Origin of the sequence: Pseudomonas sp. GCEP-101, from assembly GCF_025133575.1 — a bacterium.
GTDB lineage: Bacteria > Pseudomonadota > Gammaproteobacteria > Pseudomonadales > Pseudomonadaceae > Pseudomonas > Pseudomonas nitroreducens_B.
On sequence record NZ_CP104011.1, the window covers coordinates 5,723,052 to 5,747,811 of the forward strand.

Consider the following 24,760-nt stretch of genomic DNA (forward strand, 5'->3'; position numbering starts at 1 on the left):
TATCGCGCGGCGCGATACCTGGCGCTTGCCGGGCCTATTGCGCCGCGGCGGGCTTCCAGTCCAGCAGGTGGTGGGTGAAGCCGTAGCTCGCCGACTGGTAGTAGCTGATCGCGCGCTGCACCAGCGGGTCGTCGGTCTTCGCCGTCACTTCGGTGCTGGCGCCCAGCGCCTGGTTATGCCGGCGCACTTCGCCCCGCGGGCTGAGGATCGCCAGGTCGTGGCCGTCGAACAGGCCCAGGTGCTGGTAGTTGCCGATCACCACCCGCGGCGGCAGCGCGTTCGGCACCATCAGGTCGCGCCCGTAGAAGGTCGAGGTGTAGCCGAGGTGGAGGATCGACAGCAGGCTCGGCGCCAGGTCCAGCTGGCTCGCCAGTTCGCTGCGCTCCCCCGCCGGCAGCAGCTTGGGCGCGTAGATGAACAGCGGAATCTGGTAGTTCTCCACCGGCAGGTCTTCCTTGCCGGCGCTGCCCGCGGTGTGGTCGGCGACGAACACGAACAGGGTGTTGTCGAACCACGGCTTGCTCTTCGCCGCCGCGAGGAACTGGCCGATGGCGTAGTCGGTGTACTTCACCGCGCCTTCGCGGCCCTTGCCCGAGGGAATGTCGATGCGCCCGTCCGGGTAGGTGTACGGGCGGTGGTTGGAGGTGGTCATGAGTTGCAGCAGGAACGGCTGCTGCCGCGCATGGTCTTCGTCCGCCAGCTTGATGGCCTGGGCGTAGAGGTCTTCGTCGCTCATGCCCCAGGCGTTCTTGAAGTGGATGTCCGACTCCTGGACGCTGGACTGGTCGACGATGCGGTAGCCGTTGCCGCCGAAGAAGGCGTTCATGTTGTCGAAGTAGCCGCGCCCGCCATAGAGGAACACGGCGTCGTAGCCCACGTTCTTCAGCTGCTGGCCGAGGCTGGCGAAGCCGCTTTCGCGGCCGACGCGCTTGACGATGGAGCGCCCCGGCGTGGGCGGGATCGACAGGGTGATGGCTTCCAGGCCACGGTCGGTACGGGTGCCGGTGGCGTAGAAGTTGTTGAAGTAGAGGCTGCTGCGGCGCAGCTCGTCGAGGTTGGGGGTGAGGTTGCGGCCGTCGCCATTGCTGCCCAGGTACTTGGCGCTCAGGCTCTCGATGGTCACCAGGACGATGTTGTAGCGCTTGGGTTCGCCCGCGCTGGCGATGCGGCGGCGGATGTCCATCGGCTCGCTGCCGGTGAAGCGCGCGTTGGGCTCGGTCAGCTCGGCGCGGATCTGCTGGGTCACCTGCTCGGCCGGCAGCGTGGCGTAGAACTGCGGGTAGTCCAGCTCGTTGTTGCGGAAGGCGGCGAAGAACTGGTACGGCCCGTTGCTCGCCAGTTCGCGGGCATAGGTGTTGCCGCCCTGGCCACGCGGGGTTTCCTGGTCCACCAGCAGGCCGGCGAGCAGCGCCAGCAGCACCAGGCCGACGCAGCCCAGCAGGCGGCGCGGCAGGGAGACGCTCGGGGCGTCGCGCAGGCGGCCGAGCACCTTGACCAGCGCGAGGGTCACCACCAGCGACACGGCGGCGAGGATGCTCAGCAGCAGGCCGATGGGATAGGACTCGAGGATGTTGTTCAGCACCTCGTCCGAGTACACCAAGTAGTCGACCGCGATGAAGTTGAAGCGCACCCCGAACTCGTCCCAGAACAGCCATTCGGCCACCGCGGTGAAAAGCATCACGTAGACGCTGACGAACAGCGTGGCCGTCAGCAGCCAGCGCCAGGTCGGGCTGCGCCAGACCCGCGCGGGCATCAGCAACAGCACCACGCCCATCGGCAACAGGGCATAGACGAGGAAGCTCAGGTCATACAGCAGACCGATGGCGAAGACCGCCAGGTGGCCCGAGCCGACCTCGGGCAGGTGGCTGAACAGCAGGACCGATCGGGTGAGGAAGAAGACGATCAGCCAGAGCAAGGCGACCAGCGCCACGAAGCGCATCGCAGCCGAGCGGAAAAGTTGCATGGGGTGTCCCTTGTAGTCGTGCGTTTTGGGGCGGAGCAAGGCAATCGGATAGGTGCCGCAGCGGGCAGCCGGCAGCACTGTACAAAGGCAAAGGAAAAGAATTCGTCAAAGGAGCGGATTTTCCCTGCCCGGCTCAAACAGCCCGTAGACAGAAGGGCGAAATCCGCCAGCCAACGTTCGGCGGGTCCGCTATCGGCTGTCACGACGTCTTTTTCACACGCCCTTGACGAGACCTTGATCGCGCAAACCGACAATGGCGGTAACTGACGAGTCCGCCCCCATGAACGAACCCCAACGCCTCTTGGCCACCCCTCCCCATCGCGACTGCGATGCCCTTGCCGGCAGGTCGCTCGGCGATGGCATTGCCCAGCGAGTTCGCCGATGGCGGGAGAAACGCCTGCTGCGCCTGGCGCTGCGCATGGCCGAGGAGCCGATCCTGGTGCTGGAGGTGGCGCAGACTCCCGGCGCCGCCTGGCCGGTGTTGCTGGAGCACGGCAACCGCGTCATCGTGGCGACCTGCCCGTCCGGCGACGCGTTGGCGCAGGCCCACCAGAAGTTGCCGGAGACGCTGAAGCGGCGCATCCGGGAGCTGCCCGCCCCAGAGGAAAACGCCGAGCTGCGCAAGGGCTCGGTGGACTGCCTGCTGCTGCCGGAAATCCCCCGCACCGCCTGCAACCGACAGAACATCCGCCTGCTCAACCAATGGATTCCGGTGACCCGCGACAGCGCCATCCTGTTCGCCCGAGTCGACCACTCCAGCCAGGCGCTCGGCACCGCCGCGTCCTGCCCCTGCGATCCCGAACCCCACCCCGGCGGCCCGGACTTCGCCAACGCCCGTTCCCTGGAGCGCGAATTCCAGCGCCTCGGGTTCTCGCAGATCCGCCACTACAACCTGATCCCCGGCGTGGACGGCGTGCGGGTCTATATCCTGCGCAAGTGAACGGGCTGACCTTCCATCGGTGAACCAGCGGGCGACGGCACGCTCGCTATACTGGTTTTTTGCCATCACCGAGGACACAGGGGGACACCCCGATGCAGACCCACAAGGTTTTGCGCTATCTCCCATGGCTCGCCCTGGCGCTGACCCTGGGCAGCCTTGCCGGCTGGCAGATCGGCAACCTCATCGGCCTGCACGGCAACCGCTGGTTCGCCGAACCGGAGTTCGGCTTCGAAATCCTCGTCGCCCTCAGCGGCATCCTCTGCGGCGCATTGCTCTCCTATGCCAGCGAGCGCGGCCTGGCGTGGCGATCCATCGGCGTGCTGGCCGGCGCCTGCTTCATCTTCGCCGTCCTGGCGTACTGCCGACACAGCCTCGGCGGGCTCTCCGTGGAGACCAACCTGCTCGCCTACCTCCGCCAGTTCGTCCTGCAGACGTTCGGCATCTGGTTCTCGCCGGTCTTCGGCGCGGCGGCGGTTTCACTGCTGCGCGTGATCCTGCGCTGAGGCGCCGCCATCGCCTGCACCAGCCGCAGCTGATTCGTCTTCCCTCGCGAAGCACCGCGGGAACCCCCGCTCGCCACGCGGCGCGTTCGGCAAGCGCTGGTCAATCATCGGCGGGAGACGGCAGACTGTGCGCACCGCACCGAGGAACCTGCCATGGATTGCCCGCCTCCGCCCACCTTGCGCACCGCGCGCCTGCTGCTCACGCCGATCGAGCTGACCGACGCCGAGGTCATCCAGCGCCGGTTCCCGCACTGGGAGGTGGTGCGCTACCTGGACAGCCGCGTGCCCTGGCCCTACCCGGACGACGGCGCCCTGGCCTACGTGCGTGACGTGGTCCTGCCGGCCATGGCGCGTGGCGAGGAGTGGCACTGGATGATCCGCCTCGCCAGCGAACCGGACGACGCCATCGGCACGGTCTCGCTGTTCGATCAGCCAGACAACCATCGCGGTTTCTGGCTGGCGCCCGCCTGGCAGGGCCACGGCTACATGAGCGAGGCCTGCGAAGCGGTCAACCGCTTCTGGTTCCTGACGCTGGAAAAGCCGGCGCTGCGGGTGCCCAAGGCTGTACCCAACCAGGGTTCGCGGCGCATTTCCGAACGCGAGGGCATGCGCCTGGTGGGCCGCGACGAAGGTCACTTCGTCAGCGGCGTGCTGCCACGGGAAACCTGGGAGCTGACGCGGGAAGAGTGGCTGGCGCGCCATGCAGCCGACTGAACAGGCCTGGCAGGGCGAGCTCTGGCTCGGCGCGGATTTCTGCCTGGTCGCCGGTACCACCGGCCACGCCCGTGCCCACGCCCATTACGCGCACCAGTTGCTGATGGCCCGTGAGGGCGAGGTGAAGGCGCTGATCGACGACCAGCCGCAGCAGGCCGCGCTGCTGGTGATCGCCTCCAACCAGCGCCACGCGATCCTCCACGGCGGCCAGCACACCGTGACGCTGTTCGCCGAGCCGCTGGCCTTCGAGCTGGCCGATCTGCAGCGCCTCTGCCGCAGCACGGGCGCCGATCTGCCGCGCCTGACGCAAGACCTGCGCCACCTGCCGCGTCGCCAGCTCGACCCGCGCCTGGAAAAAGCCCTGCAACGCATTCGCGCGCTGGACGATGGCGCCCTGCCCGCCCACGAACTGGCCGCGCAAGCCTCACTCTCGCTGAGCCAGCTGGAACGGCTGTTCAGCGGTAGCCTGGGCCTGTCGGTGCGCCGCCTGGTGCTCTGGCAGCGACTGCGCCAGGCGCTGCGGCTGGCCATGGCCGGCGAGAGCCTGACAAACGCCGCCATCGCCGCGGGCTTCGCCGACTCCGCGCACTTCTCCCGCAGCGTGCGCAAGCAGTTCGGCATACGCGCCGACCTGACGCTGCGGCAGCTCACGCTGCGGTTGCTGAGCTGAGGGATACCTGTAGGCACGAGCGCTGGCGCCCCCCACATCGAGGCTGAATGGCGAGCTTTTCGTAGGAGCGAGCTTGCTCGCGAACGCATTGCACCCTGTGCCGCCTGCGTGAGGCGGGTTCGCGAGCAAGCTCGCTCCTACAGGTTCGTTTGCCCCTGCGCCGACTGGCAGAAACGTCTTGCTCGACAGCTCCCCGTCATTTGACGCTCGCGCGGCGTAGCTGCGGCGGCAACGGCGCCGGCGGGTGCAGCACATCGGCGCGACGGAACGGTTCGGCAAGCTGATCAAAGTACCCCACGGGATAGTCCGGGCGGTCGCCAATGCCCAGGTCATCCTCCGCCAGCGCATACTCCGGCAGGTGCAGCGCGGTGCCCAGCAGGCGATCCCAGACGCTGAAGAACAGCGCGAAATTCACGTCCCCCGCCGTGCCGTATTTCAGGTGATGCAGACGATGCAGCGGCGCCCAGGCGAACAGATAGCGCAGCGCGCCGATGCGCATATCGACGTTGCTGTGCTGCAGCAGCAGCTGGATGGCGATGGCAAACGCCAGCAACGCCGCGACCTCCAGCGGGATGCCCAGCAACAGCAGCGGCAGCGTGCCGCCCAGGGCTTCGAGCATCTGGTGCAGCGGATGCTTCATCAGCCCGTTGAAGCCATACATCCGCGTGACGCTGTGGTGCACCGCATGCAGGCGCCACAACAGCGGCGAACGGTGGCTGGCGACGTGCACCAGGGTGATGCCGAGGTCGGCGATCAGCAGCGCCACCAGCAGCTGCAGCGCCAGCGGCCATGCCGTCGGCCACAGGTCGAGATGCGGCAGCCACAGGGTCACCAGGGGAACCGCGGCAATGCCGAGGGCGTTCAACGTTTCGTTGACCACCGCATGGAGCAGATCGCGGGCGCCATCGCCGTGGCTCTCGTTCCAGCCGGGTCGATAGGGCCACAGTCGCTCGGCGAGAAAGGCCAGCAGGATCGCCAGCGGCAACAGCGCCGGCAGGGCAATCAGCGAGACGCCTTCACCGACCAGGTAAAGGGCCAGGCCGATGAAGCCGAAGAAGAACGCGGGGGCATAGAGGTATCGCATGGGGCCGCTCCAATCCAGGAAGAGCGGCCAGTTTTCCCGCAGCGCCGTCCGTCGCGCTTGAACAATCCGCGCATTCGGCGCCGGCATCGCGCGCGGTTTCCATGCCTTTACCGGCCGCCTCAACGGCTCTTCGAAATCACGCCGACCATGTACTGGTTCAGATCGCGCAGGTCATCGATGCTCCAGGCGTGCGGCGGTATCTTCACGCCGTTCTCGCGCAGGGTCCTGGGGATCAGGCTGCCGTTGGGGCGCAACACCACCGACGACACGATGACGCCCGGATAATCACTCAGCCGTTTCCTGAACGCGGGCGTCGTGAGGTCGGGCGTGGGCGGGTTGCTCTTGCGGGCCAGCGGCCCGGTGGCCTTGATGTCCGCGCCGTGGCAAACGGCGCAGCGCTGGGTAAAGAGATTCTTGCCGTTGAGGTTATCCGCCAGGGCGGGCGCGCCCTGAGCCAGCGCCAGAATCCCGGTCATACCGATGAACACTGCTTTCACTTGCCTGCTTCCTTGCCATGGGGATTCGTCCCGGATCACTCAGCGTCGCCAGGCGCAGCCCAGCGCGCTGAGTGCCAGTATCGCAGCCGCCCCCGCATAAGCCCAGAGCGCGGGCACCTGCGGCAGCAGCACGCCGGCCAGGATAGGCCCGAGCCCAGCGCCGATGTCACGCCAAACCGCGTTGCCCGCCAGCGCCTGGATGCGCCCCTGCGGGTTGCGCTGCGCGACCAGCGTGACCACCAGCGGCAGTTGCAGCGCGCGCAGCACGAGGACGAAGAAGGCCCCCACGAACAGCCAATAGCTGCCGAACATCAGCAGCGCCAGCGAGGTGGCCAGCGACAGGATGACCAGCATGCGCAGCGCGCCGAAGCGATCGGCCAGGCGCCCGCCGAACGGGCTGAAGAGCATCTCGCTGAGGTATCGCACCGCCATCAGCACGCCGGCCACCAGCACGCCGGTGCCGCCCAGGTGGGTCTGCGCGTAGAGCGACAGGCCGAAGATGAACAGACCGTCGAGGGTCACGCCTTCGATGAACGACCAGGTGGCGATGCTGTCCGGCAGGCGCAGACGGCGGCCACTGTGCGCAGGGATGGGATGCCCTGTGTCGGGCAGCGCGCGGGCCCGCCACAGCCCGCACAGGGCACTGAGGCAGAGGACGAAGAAAATGCTGCGCGGCCCCAGCGCCTGGGCCATGACCGCGCCCAGCGGCAGGAACAGCATCGGGCCGATGGAAAGGGTCGCCCGCGAGCGCCCGGCACGCCGTGCGGCCCCTTGTGCCTCGGCGGTGGCCAGGGTCTGGGTGCTGAGGTTGAAGGTGGCGAAGCACAGGCCCCAGACCAGGCGCAGCACCAGCAGCGCGGCGAAGCCGGAAAGCAATGCGTTGCCCAGGGCGCAGGCCGCCGCCGCGAAGGCCGCGAGGCTGCAGGCGGCGCGGTCGCCGTGGCGGCCGTAGAAGCGCACCACCCAGCCGTAGCCGACGATGCGCACCAGCCGGTTGGCCGCCAGGAGGATGCCCGCTTCCACCAGGGTGACGCCGAAGTCCGCCGCGTACATCGGCAGCAGCAGGTACAGCAACACGTCGCTGGGCAGGCACAGGCTCAGCACCTGGGCGGAGTTGCGCGAATCCCGGTCGGCTCGCTGCAGGGCAGGCGCGGAAGCGGACGACATGACGACCTCGTGACAACGAAGGGCCGCAGGATAACCCGCGCCCTGCCCGGCAGGGCAAGCTTTACGCCGGCCTCGCGTGGAACCGGACTGCGCAAAACCATTGTTCATGCAGGGGTGCGTGGCATCGGTACGCGGCGCTGCCGCAGGCCTGCTGATCACTCACCGGCTGAGCCCGACGCAGGATGGCGTGGAGCGCAGCGATACCCATCACGCCCGTGCGCCGACAGCATGGGTATCGCTGCGCTCCACCCATCCTACAAAAGCGCCAGCGGGAGCCGCCCCGCTGATCACCCACCGGCTGAACCCATCCTGCAAACTGGCAGCCGGAAAGGGTCAGCGCGAATACGGTGGGTACTTGTCCCCCGGCACGCGCCGCTTACCTTGCGGGTCCGGGCCGTCCTGCGGGGCATGGGGCGGATGCGGCGGGTCGATCTGCGGGTCGGCGAGGTCTGGCGAGTCCGGGTCGAAACCCAGCTCCGGGTCCACCTTGCGCGAGCCGCCCGCCGGGCCCCGGCGCTGCGGATAGCCGGGCAACCCGCGCTTGTCGCCGGGGCCGGACCGGTCGGGCCAGCACTCCGGGGCGACCGTGGGGCGTTGTGTGATTTCACCGTGGCCTTTCATGCTCACCTCCAGCGGTTGGGTCAGGGCATGGCGGTGGACGCACAGGGCTCACGAAGGTTTCAGCCAATCGCCCGACGGCGAAGGTTAGGGAGAGGGGAAATGGCCGGTTCGGGGTTTCAGATAAAGACTGTTCCCCTTCGCGAACCGGAACGCCGGTGCTGGCCTGCAGGAGCGCGCATGCGCGCGGTCGCGGGCATGGCCCGCTCCTACAGCGCAACGCCAGTGCTTGGGCAGGCCCCGGCTGACAGCTGAATCCTCGGCGCCAGCGTGGTGGATTTCGCGGACAAGGTCCGCTCCTACCCGGATAGTCCTGCGCTGGCCTCAGCCCTCTCCCCCGCCCTGGCTGCGCGCCCCGCTCCGAAGAGAGCGGAAGCCGTGCGGCGTCGCTGGCTGGCTCAGTGCTCCGCTTGATGCCGGTCAGTCCCCTCTCCCTTCAGGGAGAGGGTTAGGGAGAGGGAAATAGCCGGTACGGGGTTCCAGATAAAGACAGTTGCTCCTACGCGAACCAGAACGCCGGTGCTGACCTGTAGGAGCGCGCCATGGGCGCGGTCGCGGGCGTGGCCCGCTCCTACAGCGCAACGCCGGTGCTTGGGTATGCCCTGGAGGATTGTCCGGCACGGTCTGCCCCCTCTCCCTGTGGGAGAGGGCTGGGGTGAGGGGCGAACCCTGGCGCGGAGTTGACCGGGACAAATCGGTTGCTTGGGAACGAGCGCCTGTGCCCCGGCTTGCGCCGGCAACCTCCGCGACCGCCGCAGGGAGATCGCGAACGGAAGCGCGCCGGGCCAGCAGGGCTGCGCCGGCCCGGCGCGTGCCGTTACTTCTTGGCAGTCAGCGTGCTGTAGCTGGTAATCAGGTTGCGGTAATCGGGGATGTGGTTGGAGAACAGCGCGGCCAGGCCTTCGATGTCGTTGCGCCAGTCGCGGTGCAGCTCACAGGCCACGCCGAACCAGGTCATCATCTGTGCGCCGGCGGCTTCCATGCGGCGCCAGGCGGCATCGCGGGTGACGTCGTTGAAGGTTCCCGAGGCATCGGCCACCACGAACACGTCGAAGCCCTCCTCCAGCGCGGACAGCGCCGGGAACGCCACGCAGACTTCAGTCACCACGCCGGCGATGATCAGCTGTTTCTTGCCGGTGGCCTTCACCGCCTTGACGAAGTCCTCGTTGTCCCAGGCGTTGATGTTGCCGGGGCGGGCGATGTAGGGCGCGTCCGGGAACAGGTCTTTCAGCTCGGGCACCAGCGGGCCGTTGGGGCCGCTCTCGAAACTGGTGGTGAGGATGGTCGGCAGCTTGAAGTACTTGGCCAGGTCGGCCAGGGCCAGGACGTTGTTCTTGAACTTGTCCGGTTCGATGTCACGTACCAGCGAGAGCAGACCGGCCTGGTGATCGACCAGCAGTACGGCGGCCTGGGACTTGTCAAGACGGACGTAGGGCTTGCTCATGGCGTTTCCTCGTTGCAGTGAAGGCCCGGCCGGAGCCGGGCAAGGGGCGGTTCAGCGCTGGGAGTCCAGCACCTCGTGCTCGGTCACCACCTGCTGTGCCTTGGTGTAGCTTTCGATCAGCAGCCGGTAGTGCGGGAAGATCAGGCTGTAGGCCTCGGCCCACTGCGCGGCGTCGGGGCGGTTCCAGGTGCGCTGGATCTCCGAAGCCACGGCGGCGGTGTCCATGGGCACCACGCCGGCCTGGACGACACGGGCCAGGGTGATTTCCTGGGCCGCCTTGGAATAGGTGCCGGAAGCGTCGATCACGGCGAATACCTTGTAGCCGGCGTCGACCGCGGCAATCGCCGGGAAGGCCATGCACACGCTGGTGATGGTGCCGGCGATGACCAGGGTCTTCTTCCCGGTGGCTTGCACCGCGGCGACGAATTCCGGATTGTCCCAGGCATTGATCTCGCCCTTGCGCGCCACGTACCGCGCAGGGGGCGCAGCCTCGTGGATCTCGGGAATCAGCGGGCCGTTGGGGCCCTGCGGCACCGAGGCGGTGGTGATCACCGGGATCTTCGCCAGCGTGGCGATTCGCGCCAGGGTGATGGCGTTGTTGCGCAGCTCGGTCATGGGCATGTCCTTGACCGTCTGGAACAGACCGCTCTGGTGGTCGATGAGCAGCATGGCGGTATCGTCGGGGTCGATGACCGGGCGCTGGCCGTTGAAGTTGGCAACCTGATTGAAGTGGCTCATTTCGGGGTCTCCACAAGGGGCATCCTGTCCGCAGAGCCCGCGCCTCCTGCGCGGGCGTTCATCCAGACTAGGCGACGCCTGAGTCCGGGGTATGACATCAGCGGGTCATCTGTCCGAAACGTCCGTTCTGGACGTCGGCGATCGCCTGCTGGATTTCGCTTTCGCTGTTCATCACGAAGGGGCCGTAGCCGACGATGGGCTCGTCCAGCGGCTCGCCGCTGAGCAGCAGCACCAGGGCGTCGCTCTCGGCTTCCAGCAGCAGGCTGTCGCCGCGCCGGTCGAACAGCGCCAGTTGGCCTTCGCGCAGCGTTTCGCCGCTGCCCAGTCGCAGGTGGCCGCGCAGCACCACCAGGGCGGTGTTGCGTCCGGCCTTGACGGCCAGTTCCAGCGGGCGGCCGGGCTGCAGGCGCAGGTCCCAGACATCCAGCGGGCTGAACGTGTGGGCCGGGCCGGCGTGGCCGGCGTAGTCCCCGGCGATCACCCGCAGGCTGCCGGCGCCATCGGGCAGTTCGACGCGCGGGATGTCGCCGGCGAGCAGCGTCTGGTAGGCCGGCGCGGTGCGCTTGTGGCGCGCCGGCAGGTTCACCCAGAGCTGGGCCATGTGCAGGTTGCCGCCGCGGCGGGCGAAGTCCGGCGCGTGGTATTCCTCGTGGAGGATGCCGTCGCCGGCGGTCATCCACTGCACGTCGCCGGGACCGATGCGGCCGCCACCGCCGCTGGAGTCGCGGTGTTCCAGTTCGCCTTCGTAAACCAGCGTCACCGTTTCGAAACCGCGGTGCGGGTGCTGGCCGACGCCACGGCGCACCGTGCTGGGGCCGAATGCATGGGGGCCGGCATGGTCGAGCAACAAAAAGGGGCTGAGGTGCTCGCCCAGGCTGTCGTAGGAAAACAGCGTGCGAACCGGGAAGCCGTCACCGACCCAGTGCGGCCGGGCGGCGCTGTAGATGCCGAGAATCTGTTTCATGGGATGCCTCCTGTGATGCATGGAGGCAACGATACGGGCGGAACAATTGCCCCGGTAGACGGCAAAAACTACTATCAGTGTTCCATGAGAGGAACACCGAAATGGACGATCTCAACGACCTCTATTACTTCGCGCAGGTGGTGGAGCATGGTGGCTTCACCCCCGCCGGCCGCGCCCTGGACGAGCCCAAGTCGAAGCTCAGCCGGCGTATCGCCGCTTTGGAAGAGCGCCTGGGCGTACGGCTGATCCAGCGCTCGACCCGGCACTTCTCGGTGACCGAGATCGGCCAGGTGTTCTACCGCCACTGCGTGGCGATGCTGGTGGAGGCGGCGGCGGCCACCGAGGCCGTCGAGCAGCACCGCTCCGAGCCGCGCGGCGTGGTGAACCTGAGCTGCCCCACGGCGCTGCTGAATTTCTGGGTCGGCCCGATGCTGGCGCGCTTCATGGTGCAGTACCCGCTGGTGGAACTGCATGTGCAGAGCACCAACCGCCAGGTGGACCTGATCCAGGAAGGCATCGACATCGCTCTGCGGGTGCGCTTTCCGCCGCTGGAAAGCAGCGATCTGGTGATGAAGGTGCTGGGCGAGAGCCGACAGCGCGTGGTGGGCGCTCCGTCCTGGCGCGAGCGCCTGCCGGCCAAGCCGAAGCCCGCGGACGTGGCGGCGCTGCCGACGCTGCACTGGGGCACGGTGCAACGCGACTATCACTGGCAGCTCGACGGCCCCAAGGGCGCCAGCGCCCAGGTGCGCTACCGGCCGCGCATGGTCACCGACGACCTGGTCGCCCTGCGCCAGGCCGCATTGGCCGGCGCCGGCGTGGTGCACCTGCCCGCCGTGGTGGTGTGCGAGGACCTCAACGACGGCAGGCTGGTGAACCTGCTGCCGGACTGGGCGCCGCGCACCGGCGTGGTCCACGCGGTGTTTCCGTCGCGGCGCGGCCTGCTGCCGTCGGTACGAACCTTGCTGGATTTTCTCGGGGAGGAGTTCGAGAAAAGCGACATGTCCTAGGTGAGGGCCCTTCAGGCGGGAAAGAAAGTTCGCACTTCATTCCCGGACGCCGGTCCATGAAGGACATACGAGTCGGGAATATGACGAGCCTTTCTTCAGAAAGCGCTGACATACCTTTCCAGCAGCCATTCCTTACCATTTGTCGAAATAAATGCCGTAACCAGTTCATCTGGTTAGGAATCTTTGATTAATGACTATCCTGAAGTCTGTACAAAGCGTGTCGAGGAGCCGCCGGTATGGCTAAGAACCTGAAAGAGCGTGCAACGGTCATCTGCCGCCTCGACGACAAGATCCTCTTCGTGCGCAAGTCCAAGTCGAAGTGGAACCTCCCCGGCGGCCGCATCGAGGCCGACGAGCGCCCCGGCCAGGCCGCCGTGCGCGAGCTGATCGAGGAAACCGGGCTGACCATCGAGCAGATGAACTACGTGGCGCCGCTGGAGCTGTACCAGACGCTGCACTACGTGTTCGAAACGCCGGTGGACCCGACGCAGCAGCCCACCCCGCTGAACGAGATCGCCGACTGCCGCTGGTTCGCTCCCGACGAGCTGGAGCGCCGCCGGGTCAACAAATCGGCGCGCCGCCTGCTGCGTACCTGTCTGAACAAAGCTGGCTGACGGACTCCGCCGATCAGGGTATCTTCCGAAGCTTCTTACAAGATGCCCAGAAAGGATGCACCGCCCCATGCTTCGCGCCGCCCTGCTCTGCACCACCGCGCTCTTCACCACTGCGCTGGGCTCCAGCCTGGCCTTCGCCCAGGTCGAGGTGAAGCCGGTGCAGCATTCCAAGGTCGGCGAAGTGCTGGCGGTGCGAATCAGCGAAGACATTGCCCCGGGTGACTACGAGCGGCTGTTCAAGGGCCTGATCGCCAACCCCGGCAAGTTCGCGCGCAAGGTGGCCCTGCTGGACAGCATTGGCGGCAGCGCCGCCGAGTCGATCAAGATGGGCCGCCTGCTGCGCGAAGCCGGCTTCGAGACATTGGTGCCGACCAACAGCGTGTGCCAGGGCTCCTGCGTCTACCTGCTGGCCGCCGGCAAGCAGCGCACGGTGCGCGGCTACGTCGGCCTGCATCGCCCCTACTACCCTGCTGGCGATTCGTCGCAGGCGGCGGGCAGCTACAACGCCCGCGCCTATCTGCGTGACATGGACATTCCGCTGGAACTGGCCGACGCCATGCAGAGCATCGAGCCCCAGCGCATGCGCGTGCTGACGCCGCAGGAACTGCAGCGCTACGGCCTGGGCGCAACGCCCAGCCAGATCAGCGCCCGCTGACGTTCAGCGGCCACTGGTCGGCGTCCAGGTAGCCCAGTAGACGCGGCGTCTGGTCCTTCTCACTGAGCACGAAGAGCGTCGAGGCGTAATCCGGCGTGGCCGGGTCCTTCACGCTCACTGAGTGCTCCAGGTCCTCGATGCACTCACTGTGGGTCACCAGGATCAGGTTGCGGTGGGCGACCTTGTGCTGCAGCGCCTGCTCCAGCATCGAGCCTTCACACTTGTACAGCCAGGACTGCTCCTGCGGCGTCCGGCCGAACATCGACGAGGCGGTCTGCACGGCGCGCAGCTGGTCGCTGCTGAGGATGTCGGCGTTGGCCAGGCCGAGGGCGGCGAAATCCTGGCCGATCTCATGGGCGCTCTGCCCGCCACGCACGGTGATGCCACTGGCGTCGGCCAAGCATGGCGCGCTGGAGCGGTCGCAGCGTTCGGCATGGCGCACCAGCACGATCAGGTCGCCGTTCTGCCAGTGCTCGCGCAACTCGGCCTGGCGCTGGGCATCGCCCACCAGCGGCGTCGGCCGGGAGAAGTCCAGCGGCAGGAAGCCACTGAGCAGGGCAATCACCGGAAGAATCGCCAGCAGAGCCAGCCAACGGCGGGAGAGGACACTGATGAATTTCGGGATGGGCATGGTTTGGGCCGCTACAGGGAATGTTTCCGCATCCGTTTCCCCCGAAAAAGGAGGGAGGCCCGCCCCTTCCCTGGGATGACCATCGCACTGCGGGGTTGTCAGATGGCGGGCGATCAAACCCTATCCCCGGTTTCGTGAAGAACCCGTTATGAATTGCTGAAGAATCCGTCTCTGTGAAATACGACCGTTTGTCGTCCCGCCGCTTTCCGGCCTGCAGCGGGCGCGATTCAACGGTTTTCGGTCAACGCACTGTGATAGAACAAGGCACAGTGCCATCAGAGAGCCGCCGCCATGCCGTACGACGCCTCGCCGGAAAATCCCGTCTACCAGACCCTCCTCGAGTCCACCCGCGCCATCCCGTGGAAGATCGACTGGAAATCCATGACCTTCGCCTACATCGGCCCGCAGATCGAAGCACTTCTAGGCTGGAGCCAGGCCAGTTGGGTCAGCGCCAACGACTGGGCCGAACGCATGCACCCGGAGGATCGCGAGCGGGTGGTGAATTTCTGCGTGTCGCAGTCCCGCGAGGGCACCGACCACGAGGCGGATTACCGCGCCCTCACCGCCTCCGGGGACTACGTGTGGATTCGCGATGTGGTGCACGTGGTGCGCGACGACAACGGCGAGGTGGATTCGCTGATCGGCTTCATGTTCGACATCAGCGAGCGCAAGCGGGCCGAAGAGCAACTGATCATGCTGCAACGCCAGCTGGAGGAGTATTCGTACAAGGACGGCCTGACCGGCGTGGCCAACCGGCGCATGTTCGACTCGCTGCTGGAAACCGAATGGGGCAGCGCCCAACGCAGTGGCCAGCCGCTCTCGCTGGTGCTGCTGGATATCGACTACTTCAAGCAGTTCAACGATCACTACGGGCACATCCAGGGCGACGACTGCCTGCGCAGCGTCGGCAAGGCGCTGGCCGGCGCGCTGCACCGCCCCCGCGACTTCATCGCCCGCTTCGGCGGCGAAGAGTTCGTGCTGGTGCTGCCGGAAACCGACAGCGAGGCCGCCCGGCAGATCGCCGAGCGCTGCCGCAGCGTGTTGCGCGAGCAGCGCATCTGCCACGAACAATCCGCCGTGTCCAGTCTGCTGACCATCAGCCTGGGCGTGGGTACCGCCGTGCCCTCAGCCAGCGACCGCCCGCTGGACTTCGTCGCGGCGGTGGACCGCCTGCTCTACCAGGCCAAGCAGGCCGGACGAGATCGGCTGGTGGCGGGCCAGTGGAACCGTGGCGACGACCTGCGGCGCGATTCACCGCGCGCCATTCCCTGATGCGGCCGGCTGCGACGTCCTGACTCGACCAATCGCGCGGGCGCCGACGCCAGAGCTGACTAAGCTCTATGCCACACGCGCGTGCCGGCGGCAGCGCGGCGGCCTCACGAGGGCTGCCGCCATTCCCGTCAAACTGGCGGAACACCTGGCCCGGAGGCCGGCATTGCGTAGAGCCGACCCCGTAACCAGGACCCCTGACCATGCACGACATCGACCCCGTCGAAACCCAGGAATGGCTGGACGCGCTGGAATCCGTACTGGAGAAAGAAGGCGAAGAACGCGCCCACTACCTGATGACTCGCCTCGGCGAGCTGGCCAGCCGAACCGGCACGCAACTGCCCTACGCCATCACCACGCCCTACCGCAACACCATCCCGGTGGGGCAGGAAGCCCGCATGCCGGGCGACCTGTTCATGGAGCGGCGCATCCGCTCGCTGGTGCGCTGGAACGCCCTGGCCATGGTGATGCGCGCCAACCACAAGGACCCGTCGCTGGGCGGGCACATCTCCACCTTCGCCTCGTCGGCGACGCTCTACGACATCGGCTTCAACTACTTCTTCAACGGCCCCACCGAGGAGCACGCCGGCGACCTGATCTACTTCCAGGGCCACGCCTCGCCGGGCTTCTACGCCCGCGCCTACATCGAGGGCCTGCTCAGCGACGAGCAGCTGGAGAACTTCCGCCAGGAGGTCGACGGCAAGGGCCTTTCCTCCTATCCGCACCCGCGCCTGATGCCGCAGTTCTGGCAGTTCCCGACGGTGTCCATGGGCCTGGGGCCGATCCAGGCGATCTACCAGGCGCGCTTCATGAAGTATCTGGAGAGCCGCGGCTTCATTCCCGCCGGCAAGCAAAAGGTCTGGTGCTTCCTGGGTGACGGCGAGACCGACGAGCCGGAATCCCTCGGCGCGATCTCCCTGGCCGGACGGGAGAAGCTCGACAACCTGATCTTCGTGGTGAACTGCAACCTGCAGCGCCTGGATGGCCCGGTGCGCGGCAACGGCAAGATCATCCAGGAGCTGGAAGGCGTGTTCCGCGGCGCCAACTGGAACGTGATCAAGGTGATCTGGGGCCGCTTCTGGGACCCGCTGTTCGCCAAGGACCATGCCGGCCTGCTGCAGGCGCGGATGGACGAGGCCGTCGACGGCGACTACCAGAACTACAAGGCCAAGGACGGCGCCTATGTGCGCGAGCACTTCTTCGGCGCGCGGCCGGAATTGCTGGAGATGGTCAAGGACCTCTCCGACGAGGAAATCTGGAAGCTCAACCGCGGCGGGCACGACCCGTACAAGGTCTACGCCGCCTACCACGCGGCGGTGAACCACAAGGGCCAGCCCAGCGTGGTGCTGGCCAAGACCATCAAGGGCTACGGCACCGGCACCGGCGAGGCGAAGAACATCGCCCACAACATCCACGAGATCGACGTCGACAGCCTGCGCGCCTTCCGCGACCGCTTCGACATCCCGATCAAGGATGCCGACCTCGCCAAGCTGCCCTTCTACCGCCCCGAGGAAGGCAGCGCCGAGGCGCGCTACCTGAAGGAGCGCCGCGCCGCCCTGGGCGGCTTCATGCCCCACCGCCACGGCAACAGCCAGCGCATCCCGGCGCCCCCGCTGGAGACGCTCAAGGCGCTGCTGGATGGCTCGGGCGACCGCGAGATTTCCACCACCATGGCCTTCGTGCGGATCATCTCGCAGCTGGTCAAGGACAAGGAACTGGGCCAGCGCATCGTGCCGATCATCCCCGACGAGGCGCGCACCTTCGGCATGGAAGGCATGTTCCGCCAGCTCGGCATCTACTCCTCTGTGGGCCAGCTGTACGAGCCGGTCGACAAGGAGCAGCTGATGTTCTACCGCGAGGACAAGCAGGGCCAGATCCTCGAGGAAGGCATCACCGAGGCCGGCGCCATGTCCTCCTTCATCGCCGCCGGCACCGCCTACAGCAACTACCGCCAGCCAATGCTGCCGTTCTACATCTTCTATTCGATGTTCGGCTTCCAGCGCATCGGCGACTTGGCCTGGGCCGCCGGCGACAGCCTGACGCGCGGCTTCCTGCTGGGCGGCACGGCCGGGCGCACCACGCTCAATGGCGAGGGTCTGCAGCACGAGGATGGCCACAGCCACGTGCTGGCCTCGGTCATTCCCAACTGCCGCACCTACGACCCGACCTACTCCTACGAGCTGGCGGTGATCATCCAGGAAGGGGTGCGGCAGATGATGGAAGAGCAGCAGGACGTCTTCTACTACATCACCGTGATGAACGAGAACTACCCTCACCCGCCGCTGCCCAAGGGCGTCGAGCAGGGCATCATCAAGGGCCTGTACCTGCTCTTCGAGGACCGCCGCGCCGCCGCGCACCACGTACAGCTCCTCGGCTCCGGGACCATCCTGCGCGAAGTCGAGGCGGCGGCGAAGATCCTGCGCGAAGACTTCGGTATCGGCGCGGACGTCTGGTCGGCTCCCAGCTTCAACGAGCTGCGCCGCGATGGGCTGGCCGTGGAACGCTGGAACCGCCTGCATCCCGGTCAGAAGCCGAGGCGCAGCTACGTCGAGGAGTGCCTGGCCGGCCGCAAGGGGCCGGTGATCGCCTCCACCGACTACATGAAGGTCTACGCCGAACAGATTCGCCAGTGGGTGCCGACCAAGGAATACAAGGTGCTGGGCACCGACGGTTTCGGCCGCAGCGACACCCGCGCGCGGCTGCGACACTTCTTCGAGGTGGACCGCCACTGGGTGGTGCTCGCCGCGCTGGAAGCCCTGGCCGATCGCGGCGACATCGAGCCGAAGGTGGTGGCCGAGGCCATCGCGAGATTCGGCCTCGACCCGGAAAAACCCAACCCGCTGGACTGCTAGAACCTGTTCAACGTCTTGCCGAACGCCGTTCAGGCCAGGCGAGAGCAGGCGAAAAGGCGCAGTTTACGAGCGGCAAACGAGCATTTCGAGCCTGCTCTCAACGCCGCATGAGCCCATGCAGGCAGACATCGAGCAGGTTCTGAGGAGAGGCAGAGTGAGCGAGACTATTCGCGTACCCGACATCGGCAATGGCCAGGGCGAAGTGATCGAACTGCTGGTCAAGGTCGGCGACCGCATCGAGGCCGACCAGAGCCTGCTGACGCTGGAGTCCGACAAGGCCAGCATGGAGATTCCCGCGCCCAAGGCCGGCGTGGTGCAAGCCATCAAGGTGAAAATCGGCGACACCCTCAAGGAAGGCGACGCGATCCTGGAGCTGGAAGCCGAGGGCGCCACCACCGCCCCCGAGGCGAAGAAGCCCGCCCCACCGGCCGCCGAAGCGCCCCCGCCTGCCGCCACCCCCGAGCCGCAACCGGCCCCGGCGGGCGCCACAGGGGGTAGCGTGGAAACCATCAGGGTGCCGGACATCGGTAACGGCCAGGGCGAGATCATCGAACTGATGGTCAAGGTCGGCGACGCCATCGAAGCCGACCAGAGCCTGCTGACGCTGGAGTCGGACAAGGCCAGCATGGAAATCCCCGCGCCGAAGGCCGGCGTGGTGAAGGCCATCAAGGTGAAGATCGGCGACACCCTCAAGGAAGGCGACGAGATTCTCGACCTGGAGGTCGCCGGTGCGGCGCCCGCTCCCGTCGCTGCAACGGCAACTGCCGAGAAGCCCGCCGCCGCCCCGGCCACGCCAGCCGAACCGGCGAGGACGGAAAAGACCGAGGCCCCGGCGGCTGCCCCGGTGGGCGCGCCAAGCCGCGACGGCACCAAGGTGCATGCCGGCCCTGCCGTGCGCAGGGTCGCCCGCGAGTTCGGCGTCGACCTGGCTGAGGTTACCGGCACCGGGCCCAAGGGCCGCATTCTCAAGGAAGACGTGCAGGCGTTCGTGAAGGAGCAACTGCAGCGCAGCAAGGCCGGCGCGCCCGCGGGCGCGAGCGGTGGCGCGGGCATTCCGCCGATTCCGGAGATCGACTTCAGCAAGTTCGGCGACGTGGAAGAAGTGGCGATGACCCGGCTGATGCAGGTCGGCGCCAGCAACCTGCACCGCAGCTGGCTGAACGTGCCCCACGTGACGCAGTTCGAGTCCGCCGACATTACCGAGGCGGAAGCCTTCCGCATCGCGCAGAAGGCGGTCGCGGAAAAGGCCGGAACCAAGCTGACCATCCTGCCGATCCTGCTCAAGGCCTGCGCGCACCTGCTGCGCGAACTGCCGGACTTCAACAGTTCGCTGGCTCCCAGCGGCAAGGCGCTGATCCGCAAGAAGTACGTGCACATCGGCTTCGCGGTGGACACGCCGGACGGCCTGCTGGTGCCGGTGATCCGCGACGTCGACAGGAAAGGCCTGCTGCAACTCGCCCTCGAGGCTGCCGAGCTGGCGGAGAAGGCGCGGACCAAGAAACTCTCCGCCGATGCCATGCAGGGGGCCTGCTTCACCATTTCCAGCCTCGGGCATATCGGCGGCACCGGCTTCACGCCGATCGTCAATGCGCCGGAAGTGGCGATCCTCGGGGTGAGCAAGGCGACCATCCAGCCAGTGTGGGACGGCAAGGCCTTCCAGCCGCGGCTGATGTTGCCGCTGTCGCTGTCCTACGACCACCGCGTGATCAACGGCGCGGCGGCGGCGCGGTTCACCCGGCGGCTCGGGGAAGTGCTGGGGGATATCCGCAGCTTGCTGTTATAGCGCGGCGAGGTTCGCGAGCAAGCTCGCTCCTACAAGCGTGGCCGATGCGCTCGCCGTGGGAGCGAGCGTGCTCGCAAACCCATCACATGCGATCCAGCGGGATCCGCAGGTAGCGCACGCCGTTTGCTTCCGCCTGCGGCAGCTCCCCCGCACGCATGTTCACCTGGATCGACGGCCAGATCAGCGCCGGCGCCTGCAGGGTCGCGTCGCGTTCGTTGCGCAGGGTGACGAAGGCGTCCTCGCTGACGCCCTCGTGCACGTGCACGTTCTCCTGCCGTTCCTGCGCCACCGTGGTCTCGTGCCGATGCTCGTCGCGGCCGGGGGCCAGGTAGTCGTGGCACAGGAACACCCGCGTGTCCCCCGGCAGCGCGAACAGCCGCTGGATGGAGCGATACAACTGCCGCGCATCGCCGCCGGGAAAGTCGCAACGGGCGGTGCCGTAGTCGGGCATGAACAGGGTGTCGCCGACGAACGCCGCCTCACCGATCAGGTAGGTCATGCACGCCGGCGTGTGGCCGGGCGTGTGCAACGCCTGGGCCTGCAGCTCGCCAATCTGGAAGCGCTCGCCATCCTCGAACAGATGGTCGAACTGGCTGCCATCGCAGGGAAAGTCCTCGCCCAGGTTGAGCAGACCGGCAAAGGTGCGCTGCACCTGGGTGATGTTCGAGCCGATGGCCAGCCGCCCGCCCAGCTCGCCCTTGAGCCAGGCGGCGGCGGACAGGTGATCGGCATGCAGGTGAGTCTCCAGCAGCCACTCCACCGTCAGCGCCTGCTCCCGCACGTAGTCGAGGATGCGCCGCGCGCCGGCATTGCCGACACGGCCGGAGGCGGCATCGTAGTCCAGCACGGGGTCGATGATGGCGCAGCGCCCGGTGCTGTGGTCCGCCACCACGTAGCTGTACGCGGACGTGTCCGGGTCGAAGAAATGCTGGATGGTGCCACTCATGCCCCGCTCCTATCTGGTTCCCGATGGCCAAGCGTCTTCTCGTAGCGCCAGGCGTCACTGCCGTCTTCGTAGAAGCCGGCCGTGCGGGCAAAACGGCGATAACCCTGGCGCTCGTACAAGGCGATGGCGACGGCGTTGTCCAGGCGGACCTCCAGGCGCAGCCGCGAGCAGTTCCGCGCCGCGGATCGCCGCTCGCCCTCCTCCAGCAATCCGCGCCCCACGCCCTGGCCACGGGCCTGCGCCGAGACTGCCAGGGAGTATAGGCGCGCCACGCCGCTGCCCTGGCGAAACAGCAGCAAGGCGTAGCCCAGCAGCTCGCCCTCCTTCTCGGCCACGACCAGGTCGGCGCTCGGTGCGGCGATCAGGTGGCGAAAGCTGCGCGCGCTGAGACGGTCCTCGTTGAAGGTGCCCTCTTCCAGCGTCACCAGAGGCGGCAAATCGGCGAGCGTGGCAAGGCGATATAACAACGACATGGGGTCTCCGTAAAAATTTCGTAATGAACCGGGACATTTGCCGAACTTGCTGCTTAATAGTCTTACGGCAACTTTCATACAGGCCAAAAAAGAATGTCTTCATTACAGACTAACTTCCATGAAAAGTTCAACGCAAGTTCCCTCCAGATAATCGCCGACGCCTCTGCACAGCCACCTTCAGCCCGCTCCAGCCAGGTCCTGATCATCGTCGAACGCAAGGAAGACTGGGCCTCTTACCTTCCCAGCGAAGACATGCTGACCGCGCGGGAATATCTGGAAGATTCGCGTCAGTTCGACACGGGCAAGCGCCTGCAAGTGATCAACCTGTGCCGCCACTATAAATATCTCGGACACGGTTATTATTGTTCGCTGCTGGCCGAGGCGCGCGGGCACAAGGTGATTCCTTCGGTACGCACGATCAGCGAACTGGCGAAGAAATCCCTCTACGGGCTGGCCCTGGATGGCCTGGAAAAGACCCTGGAAAAAGCCCTCGACCAGCATCCCTGCGCCAGCACCGACGGCTTCACCCTGCGCCTGTATTTCGGCCACACGGACCTGGAACCGCTGCAATCCATCGCCCGCCAGCTGTTCGAAGCCTTCCCCTGCCCCATCCTGCTGGTGGACTTTCGCCGCACCGACGCTTGGCACATCGCCGGTGTGCGACCCGGCGCGCTGCACAAGCTGCGGGAGAACCAGGAAGACCAGTTCGCCGACGCCCTCGACCGCTTCAGCCGGCGCGTGTGGCGCCAGCCCAACTCACGGCGCCTGGCGCGTTACGACCTGGCCATCCTGCACAACCCGGCGGAAACCCTGCCGCCCTCCAATGCCCGCGCCCTGGAACACTTCGTCCGGGTCGGCCGGCAGCTGGGCATCGACGTCGAACTGATCGAGAAGAAGGACTATGCGCGCCTGGCCGAGTACGACGCGCTGCTGATCCGCGAGACCACCCGTGTCGACGACCACACCTACCGCTTCGCCAAGAAGGCCGAGAGCGAGGGGCTGATCGTGATGGACGACCCGGCGTCGATCCTGCGCTGCACCAACAAGGTCTACCTCACCGACCTGCTGCGCAGCCACGGCCTGGGCATGCCGGACACGGAAATCCTCTACAAGGACAACCCCCAGGAACTGGAGCGCGTCGGCGCGCGGCTGGGCTTCCCGCTGGTGCTGAAGATTCCCGACGGCTGCTTTTCCCGCGGCGTGTACAAGGTCGAGGACGCCCAGCAGCTGCGCAGCGTCAGCGCCGAACTGTTCGAGCACTCGGTCCTGCTGCTGGCCCAGGAATACCTCTACACCGACTACGACTGGCGCATCGGCATCCTCAACCGCCAGCCGGTGTTCGCCTGCCAGTACTTCATGTCCCGCGGGCACTGGCAGATCGTCCAGCACAAGGCCGACGGCGAGGTGATCGGCGAATGCCGCACGCTGCCGGTGGAGAAAGCGCCGTCCGCCGTGGTGGAGCTGGCGCTGAAGACCGCCAACCTGATCGGCGACGGCCTGTATGGCGTCGATCTCAAGGAAGTCGACGGCGAGGTGGTGGTGATCGAGGTGAACGACAACCCCAACCTCGACGCCGGCATCGAAGACGCCTGCCTCAAGGACGATCTGTACCGCCGGGTGCTGGAAGAGTTCGTCCGCCGCCTGGAACTCAAGCGCCGCGGCCAGGCGCTCTGATCCCTCTCAAGGAGCATCCCATGCAAGCCACGCACATCGGCCTGACCATACTCATCGCCATCATCGTGTTCGGCAGCGCGATCAACTACTTCGACCGCCGCCTCAAACCGCGCGAGATTCGCGAGCAGGCCCGGCGCAAGGCTCAGCCAAAGCGCAGGCAGTAGATCGGCGGCAGATTGGCCGACAGGCACTGCCAGTGGTCGCCGCCGTTCTCGGACAGCCACAGGCCGCCGGTGGTCGACCCCATGGCCAGGCACGCGCCATCGTCTTCCACCGCCAGGCCGTGGCGGTACACCAGGTCGAAGGCCGCCCCCGGCGGCAGGCCACTGTCGAGCACCTCGAAACTGGCGCCACCGTCACGGGTACGGGTAACGACGAAGCGGCCGTCCACCGGAACCCGGCAGGCGTCCTTCACGGCGGGAACGAACCAGGCGGTGTCCGGCTGGGTCGGGTGGACAGCGACGGCGAAGCCGAAGCTGGACGGCGTCACCGGCACGTCGCGCCAATGCTCCCCGCCATCGGTGGAGGTGAAGATGCCGTTGTGGTGCTGCACCCACAAGCGCTGCGGCTGTGCCGGGCACTGCACCAGCCGGTGCGGGTCCTGGATGGCGCCTTCTTCGCGCAGCTCCGGCGGCATGTAGTCGGCATACATGCCTTGGGTGGTGACGCGCCAGCTGGCGCCGCCATCGTCGCTCTGCCACACGCCGCCGCAGGACACGGCGACCGTCAGGTGCTGGCTGTCGCGCGGGTCGACGCTGATCGAATGGATGCCCGGCCAGTCGTAGCCGCCGCCCATCCAGCGTGCGCGTTCGGGGCGGTCCCACAGGGGGCGGTTCAACGCCCAGCTGTCGCCACCATCGTCGCTGCGGAACAGGCCGCCGGGGATGGTCCCGGCCCAGAGCACGCCGGGCTCGGCGGCGCCACCGGTTTCCAGGCACCAGATCTGCTGCAGGACCCAGGGCGCGCCTTCGCCCTCGCTGGATGCCGGCAACGGGTCGGGCTGCGGCGGATAGGTCGGCACGGCGATTTCCTGCCAGTCCTCGCCGACACGCTGGCGCCACAGCTTGCAACCGAAGTGGCCGAGGTTGAGGGCGGCGTAGAGGGTTTCGTCGCGCGGGTCGGCCAGCACCGCGCTGAGCGGTTCGCCGAGGAAGTCGCGGCGGGTTTCCTGCCAGCCGTTGGCGCCGCGCTGAAAGGTGAACAGCCCCTTGCGGGTCGCCACCAGTAATCGATCATCCATTTCTGCTCTCCTGAAATCCCGCCGGGTACTCAACCGCCGCTCAGGGCCTGGACCACGTACACCTCGCTGTCCGCCGCCAGCGCATCGCTGAGACGGACGCGGTCACGCAGGCGCAGGCCGTCGATGAAGATCGTCAGGTGCCGGCGCAGCCCGCCCTGGTCGTCCAGCAGGTAGCCGCGCAAGGCCGGCGCCCGGGTGAAGACCGCTTCCAGCGCAGCGGCCAGCGTCGCCGCCGGCAACTCGCATTCCTCGATGGGAACGTGGCGCTGGATCGACGGGGCGAAGACGATGCGGCACATGGACGGCCTCGTGGC

General features: G+C 67.0%; 25 protein-coding genes. 12 read left to right on the forward strand and 13 right to left on the reverse strand.

Annotated elements, in window-relative coordinates; genetic code table 11:
* Positions 1 to 34: 34 nt before the first annotated feature.
* Entirely contained in the window at positions 35 to 1,963 is a 1,929-nt protein-coding gene (locus N0B71_RS25770; RefSeq protein WP_259755802.1) for an LTA synthase family protein, read from the reverse strand.
* 280 nt (positions 1,964 to 2,243) lie between these two features.
* On the opposite strand from N0B71_RS25770, the gene N0B71_RS25775 reads away from it, so the two are divergent.
* The 4 genes from N0B71_RS25775 (at position 2,244) to N0B71_RS25790 (ending at position 4,790) form a co-directional block, all read left to right on the forward strand.
* Positions 2,244 to 2,903 carry a hypothetical protein gene (locus N0B71_RS25775; protein ID WP_259755803.1) on the forward strand — a complete coding sequence of 220 codons (660 nt, stop codon included), beginning with the start codon at positions 2,244 to 2,246 and terminating at the stop codon, positions 2,901 to 2,903.
* 92 nt (positions 2,904 to 2,995) lie between these two features.
* Positions 2,996 to 3,406: a hypothetical protein gene (locus N0B71_RS25780; RefSeq protein ID WP_259755805.1), complete on the forward strand. Its 411-nt coding sequence runs from the start codon at positions 2,996 to 2,998 to the stop codon at positions 3,404 to 3,406.
* A 153-nt stretch (positions 3,407 to 3,559) separates the two neighbouring features.
* Positions 3,560 to 4,120 carry a GNAT family N-acetyltransferase gene (locus tag N0B71_RS25785; RefSeq protein WP_259755807.1) on the forward strand — a complete coding sequence of 187 codons (561 nt, stop codon included), beginning with the start codon at positions 3,560 to 3,562 and terminating at the stop codon, positions 4,118 to 4,120.
* Complete coding sequence (locus N0B71_RS25790) at positions 4,107 to 4,790, forward strand: helix-turn-helix transcriptional regulator (RefSeq protein ID WP_259755808.1); 684 nt, start codon at positions 4,107 to 4,109, stop codon at positions 4,788 to 4,790. Before N0B71_RS25785 ends, N0B71_RS25790 begins: the two co-directional genes overlap by 14 nt.
* A 196-nt stretch (positions 4,791 to 4,986) precedes the next feature.
* On the opposite strand, the gene N0B71_RS25795 is transcribed toward N0B71_RS25790, so the two are convergent.
* The 7 genes from N0B71_RS25795 to N0B71_RS25825 all read right to left on the reverse strand — a co-directional run bounded on the left by N0B71_RS25795 (position 4,987) and on the right by N0B71_RS25825 (position 11,302).
* A complete protein-coding gene (locus N0B71_RS25795) occupies positions 4,987 to 5,874 on the reverse strand; it encodes a sterol desaturase family protein (protein WP_259755809.1) in 888 nt (295 codons plus the stop codon).
* A gap of 119 nt (positions 5,875 to 5,993) precedes the next feature.
* Positions 5,994 to 6,350: a c-type cytochrome gene (locus N0B71_RS25800; RefSeq protein WP_416784607.1), complete on the reverse strand. Its 357-nt coding sequence runs from the start codon at positions 6,348 to 6,350 to the stop codon at positions 5,994 to 5,996.
* A gap of 60 nt (positions 6,351 to 6,410) precedes the next feature.
* Positions 6,411 to 7,538, reverse strand: a complete 1,128-nt coding sequence (locus N0B71_RS25805) for an MFS transporter (protein ID WP_259755811.1) — start codon at positions 7,536 to 7,538, stop codon at positions 6,411 to 6,413.
* Positions 7,539 to 7,871: 333 nt separating this feature from the next.
* Positions 7,872 to 8,159, reverse strand: coding sequence for a DUF6021 family protein (locus tag N0B71_RS28340; RefSeq protein ID WP_442964632.1), 288 nt, complete (start codon positions 8,157 to 8,159; stop codon positions 7,872 to 7,874).
* Between the two features lie 814 nt (positions 8,160 to 8,973).
* Positions 8,974 to 9,600 carry an isochorismate family cysteine hydrolase YcaC gene (ycaC, locus tag N0B71_RS25815; RefSeq protein WP_259755812.1) on the reverse strand — a complete coding sequence of 209 codons (627 nt, stop codon included), beginning with the start codon at positions 9,598 to 9,600 and terminating at the stop codon, positions 8,974 to 8,976.
* A 51-nt stretch (positions 9,601 to 9,651) separates the two neighbouring features.
* Positions 9,652 to 10,338, reverse strand: a complete 687-nt coding sequence (locus N0B71_RS25820; RefSeq protein ID WP_259755813.1) for a hydrolase — start codon at positions 10,336 to 10,338, stop codon at positions 9,652 to 9,654.
* 97 nt (positions 10,339 to 10,435) lie between these two features.
* Positions 10,436 to 11,302: a pirin family protein gene (locus N0B71_RS25825; RefSeq protein ID WP_259755815.1), complete on the reverse strand. Its 867-nt coding sequence runs from the start codon at positions 11,300 to 11,302 to the stop codon at positions 10,436 to 10,438.
* Positions 11,303 to 11,403: 101 nt separating this feature from the next.
* Here N0B71_RS25825 and N0B71_RS25830 point away from each other — a divergent pair, with 101 nt between their 5' ends.
* The 3 genes from N0B71_RS25830 (at position 11,404) to N0B71_RS25840 (ending at position 13,578) form a co-directional block, all read left to right on the forward strand.
* Positions 11,404 to 12,309, forward strand: coding sequence for a LysR family transcriptional regulator (locus tag N0B71_RS25830; RefSeq protein ID WP_259755816.1), 906 nt, complete (start codon positions 11,404 to 11,406; stop codon positions 12,307 to 12,309).
* A gap of 236 nt (positions 12,310 to 12,545) precedes the next feature.
* Positions 12,546 to 12,923 (forward strand): NUDIX hydrolase, encoded by a 378-nt coding sequence (locus N0B71_RS25835; protein ID WP_259755817.1) that lies wholly within the window; start codon positions 12,546 to 12,548, stop codon positions 12,921 to 12,923.
* Positions 12,924 to 12,978: 55 nt separating this feature from the next.
* Positions 12,979 to 13,578, forward strand: coding sequence for a hypothetical protein (locus N0B71_RS25840; protein ID WP_442964633.1), 600 nt, complete (start codon positions 12,979 to 12,981; stop codon positions 13,576 to 13,578).
* On the opposite strand, the gene N0B71_RS25845 is transcribed toward N0B71_RS25840, so the two are convergent.
* Positions 13,565 to 14,209, reverse strand: coding sequence for a histidine phosphatase family protein (locus N0B71_RS25845; RefSeq protein WP_259755820.1), 645 nt, complete (start codon positions 14,207 to 14,209; stop codon positions 13,565 to 13,567). The genes N0B71_RS25840 and N0B71_RS25845 overlap by 14 nt on opposite strands.
* Before the next feature lie 291 nt (positions 14,210 to 14,500).
* On the opposite strand from N0B71_RS25845, the gene N0B71_RS25850 reads away from it, so the two are divergent.
* The 3 genes from N0B71_RS25850 to aceF all read left to right on the forward strand — a co-directional run bounded on the left by N0B71_RS25850 (position 14,501) and on the right by aceF (position 20,113).
* Positions 14,501 to 15,481: a GGDEF domain-containing protein gene (locus N0B71_RS25850; protein WP_259755822.1), complete on the forward strand. Its 981-nt coding sequence runs from the start codon at positions 14,501 to 14,503 to the stop codon at positions 15,479 to 15,481.
* A 200-nt stretch (positions 15,482 to 15,681) separates the two neighbouring features.
* The gene (gene aceE, locus N0B71_RS25855) at positions 15,682 to 18,330 is read left to right on the forward strand and encodes a pyruvate dehydrogenase (acetyl-transferring), homodimeric type (RefSeq protein ID WP_259755823.1); all 2,649 of its coding nucleotides are present in this window, start codon (positions 15,682 to 15,684) and stop codon (positions 18,328 to 18,330) included.
* Between the two features lie 154 nt (positions 18,331 to 18,484).
* Positions 18,485 to 20,113 carry a dihydrolipoyllysine-residue acetyltransferase gene (gene aceF, locus N0B71_RS25860; protein WP_259755825.1) on the forward strand — a complete coding sequence of 543 codons (1,629 nt, stop codon included), beginning with the start codon at positions 18,485 to 18,487 and terminating at the stop codon, positions 20,111 to 20,113.
* 82 nt (positions 20,114 to 20,195) lie between these two features.
* On the opposite strand, the gene N0B71_RS25865 is transcribed toward aceF, so the two are convergent.
* Together N0B71_RS25865 and N0B71_RS25870 are read right to left on the reverse strand one after the other, a co-directional pair.
* Complete coding sequence (locus N0B71_RS25865) at positions 20,196 to 21,059, reverse strand: MBL fold metallo-hydrolase (RefSeq protein ID WP_259755827.1); 864 nt, start codon at positions 21,057 to 21,059, stop codon at positions 20,196 to 20,198.
* Entirely contained in the window at positions 21,056 to 21,532 is a 477-nt protein-coding gene (locus tag N0B71_RS25870) for a GNAT family N-acetyltransferase (protein WP_259755829.1), read from the reverse strand. Before N0B71_RS25870 ends, N0B71_RS25865 begins: the two co-directional genes overlap by 4 nt.
* A gap of 93 nt (positions 21,533 to 21,625) precedes the next feature.
* Here N0B71_RS25870 and N0B71_RS25875 point away from each other — a divergent pair, with 93 nt between their 5' ends.
* Together N0B71_RS25875 and N0B71_RS25880 are read left to right on the forward strand one after the other, a co-directional pair.
* Positions 21,626 to 23,206 carry a RimK family protein gene (locus N0B71_RS25875; protein ID WP_259755831.1) on the forward strand — a complete coding sequence of 527 codons (1,581 nt, stop codon included), beginning with the start codon at positions 21,626 to 21,628 and terminating at the stop codon, positions 23,204 to 23,206.
* 20 nt (positions 23,207 to 23,226) lie between these two features.
* Positions 23,227 to 23,370: a hypothetical protein gene (locus N0B71_RS25880; protein WP_259755833.1), complete on the forward strand. Its 144-nt coding sequence runs from the start codon at positions 23,227 to 23,229 to the stop codon at positions 23,368 to 23,370.
* On the opposite strand, the gene N0B71_RS25885 is transcribed toward N0B71_RS25880, so the two are convergent.
* Both N0B71_RS25885 and N0B71_RS25890 read right to left on the reverse strand, forming a co-directional pair.
* Positions 23,349 to 24,446, reverse strand: a complete 1,098-nt coding sequence (locus N0B71_RS25885; RefSeq protein ID WP_259755834.1) for a WD40/YVTN/BNR-like repeat-containing protein — start codon at positions 24,444 to 24,446, stop codon at positions 23,349 to 23,351. The two genes, N0B71_RS25880 and N0B71_RS25885, sit on opposite strands and share 22 nt — an antisense overlap.
* Before the next feature lie 29 nt (positions 24,447 to 24,475).
* Positions 24,476 to 24,745, reverse strand: a complete 270-nt coding sequence (locus N0B71_RS25890) for a MoaD/ThiS family protein (RefSeq protein ID WP_259755836.1) — start codon at positions 24,743 to 24,745, stop codon at positions 24,476 to 24,478.
* Between the last annotated feature and the right edge of the window lie 15 nt (positions 24,746 to 24,760).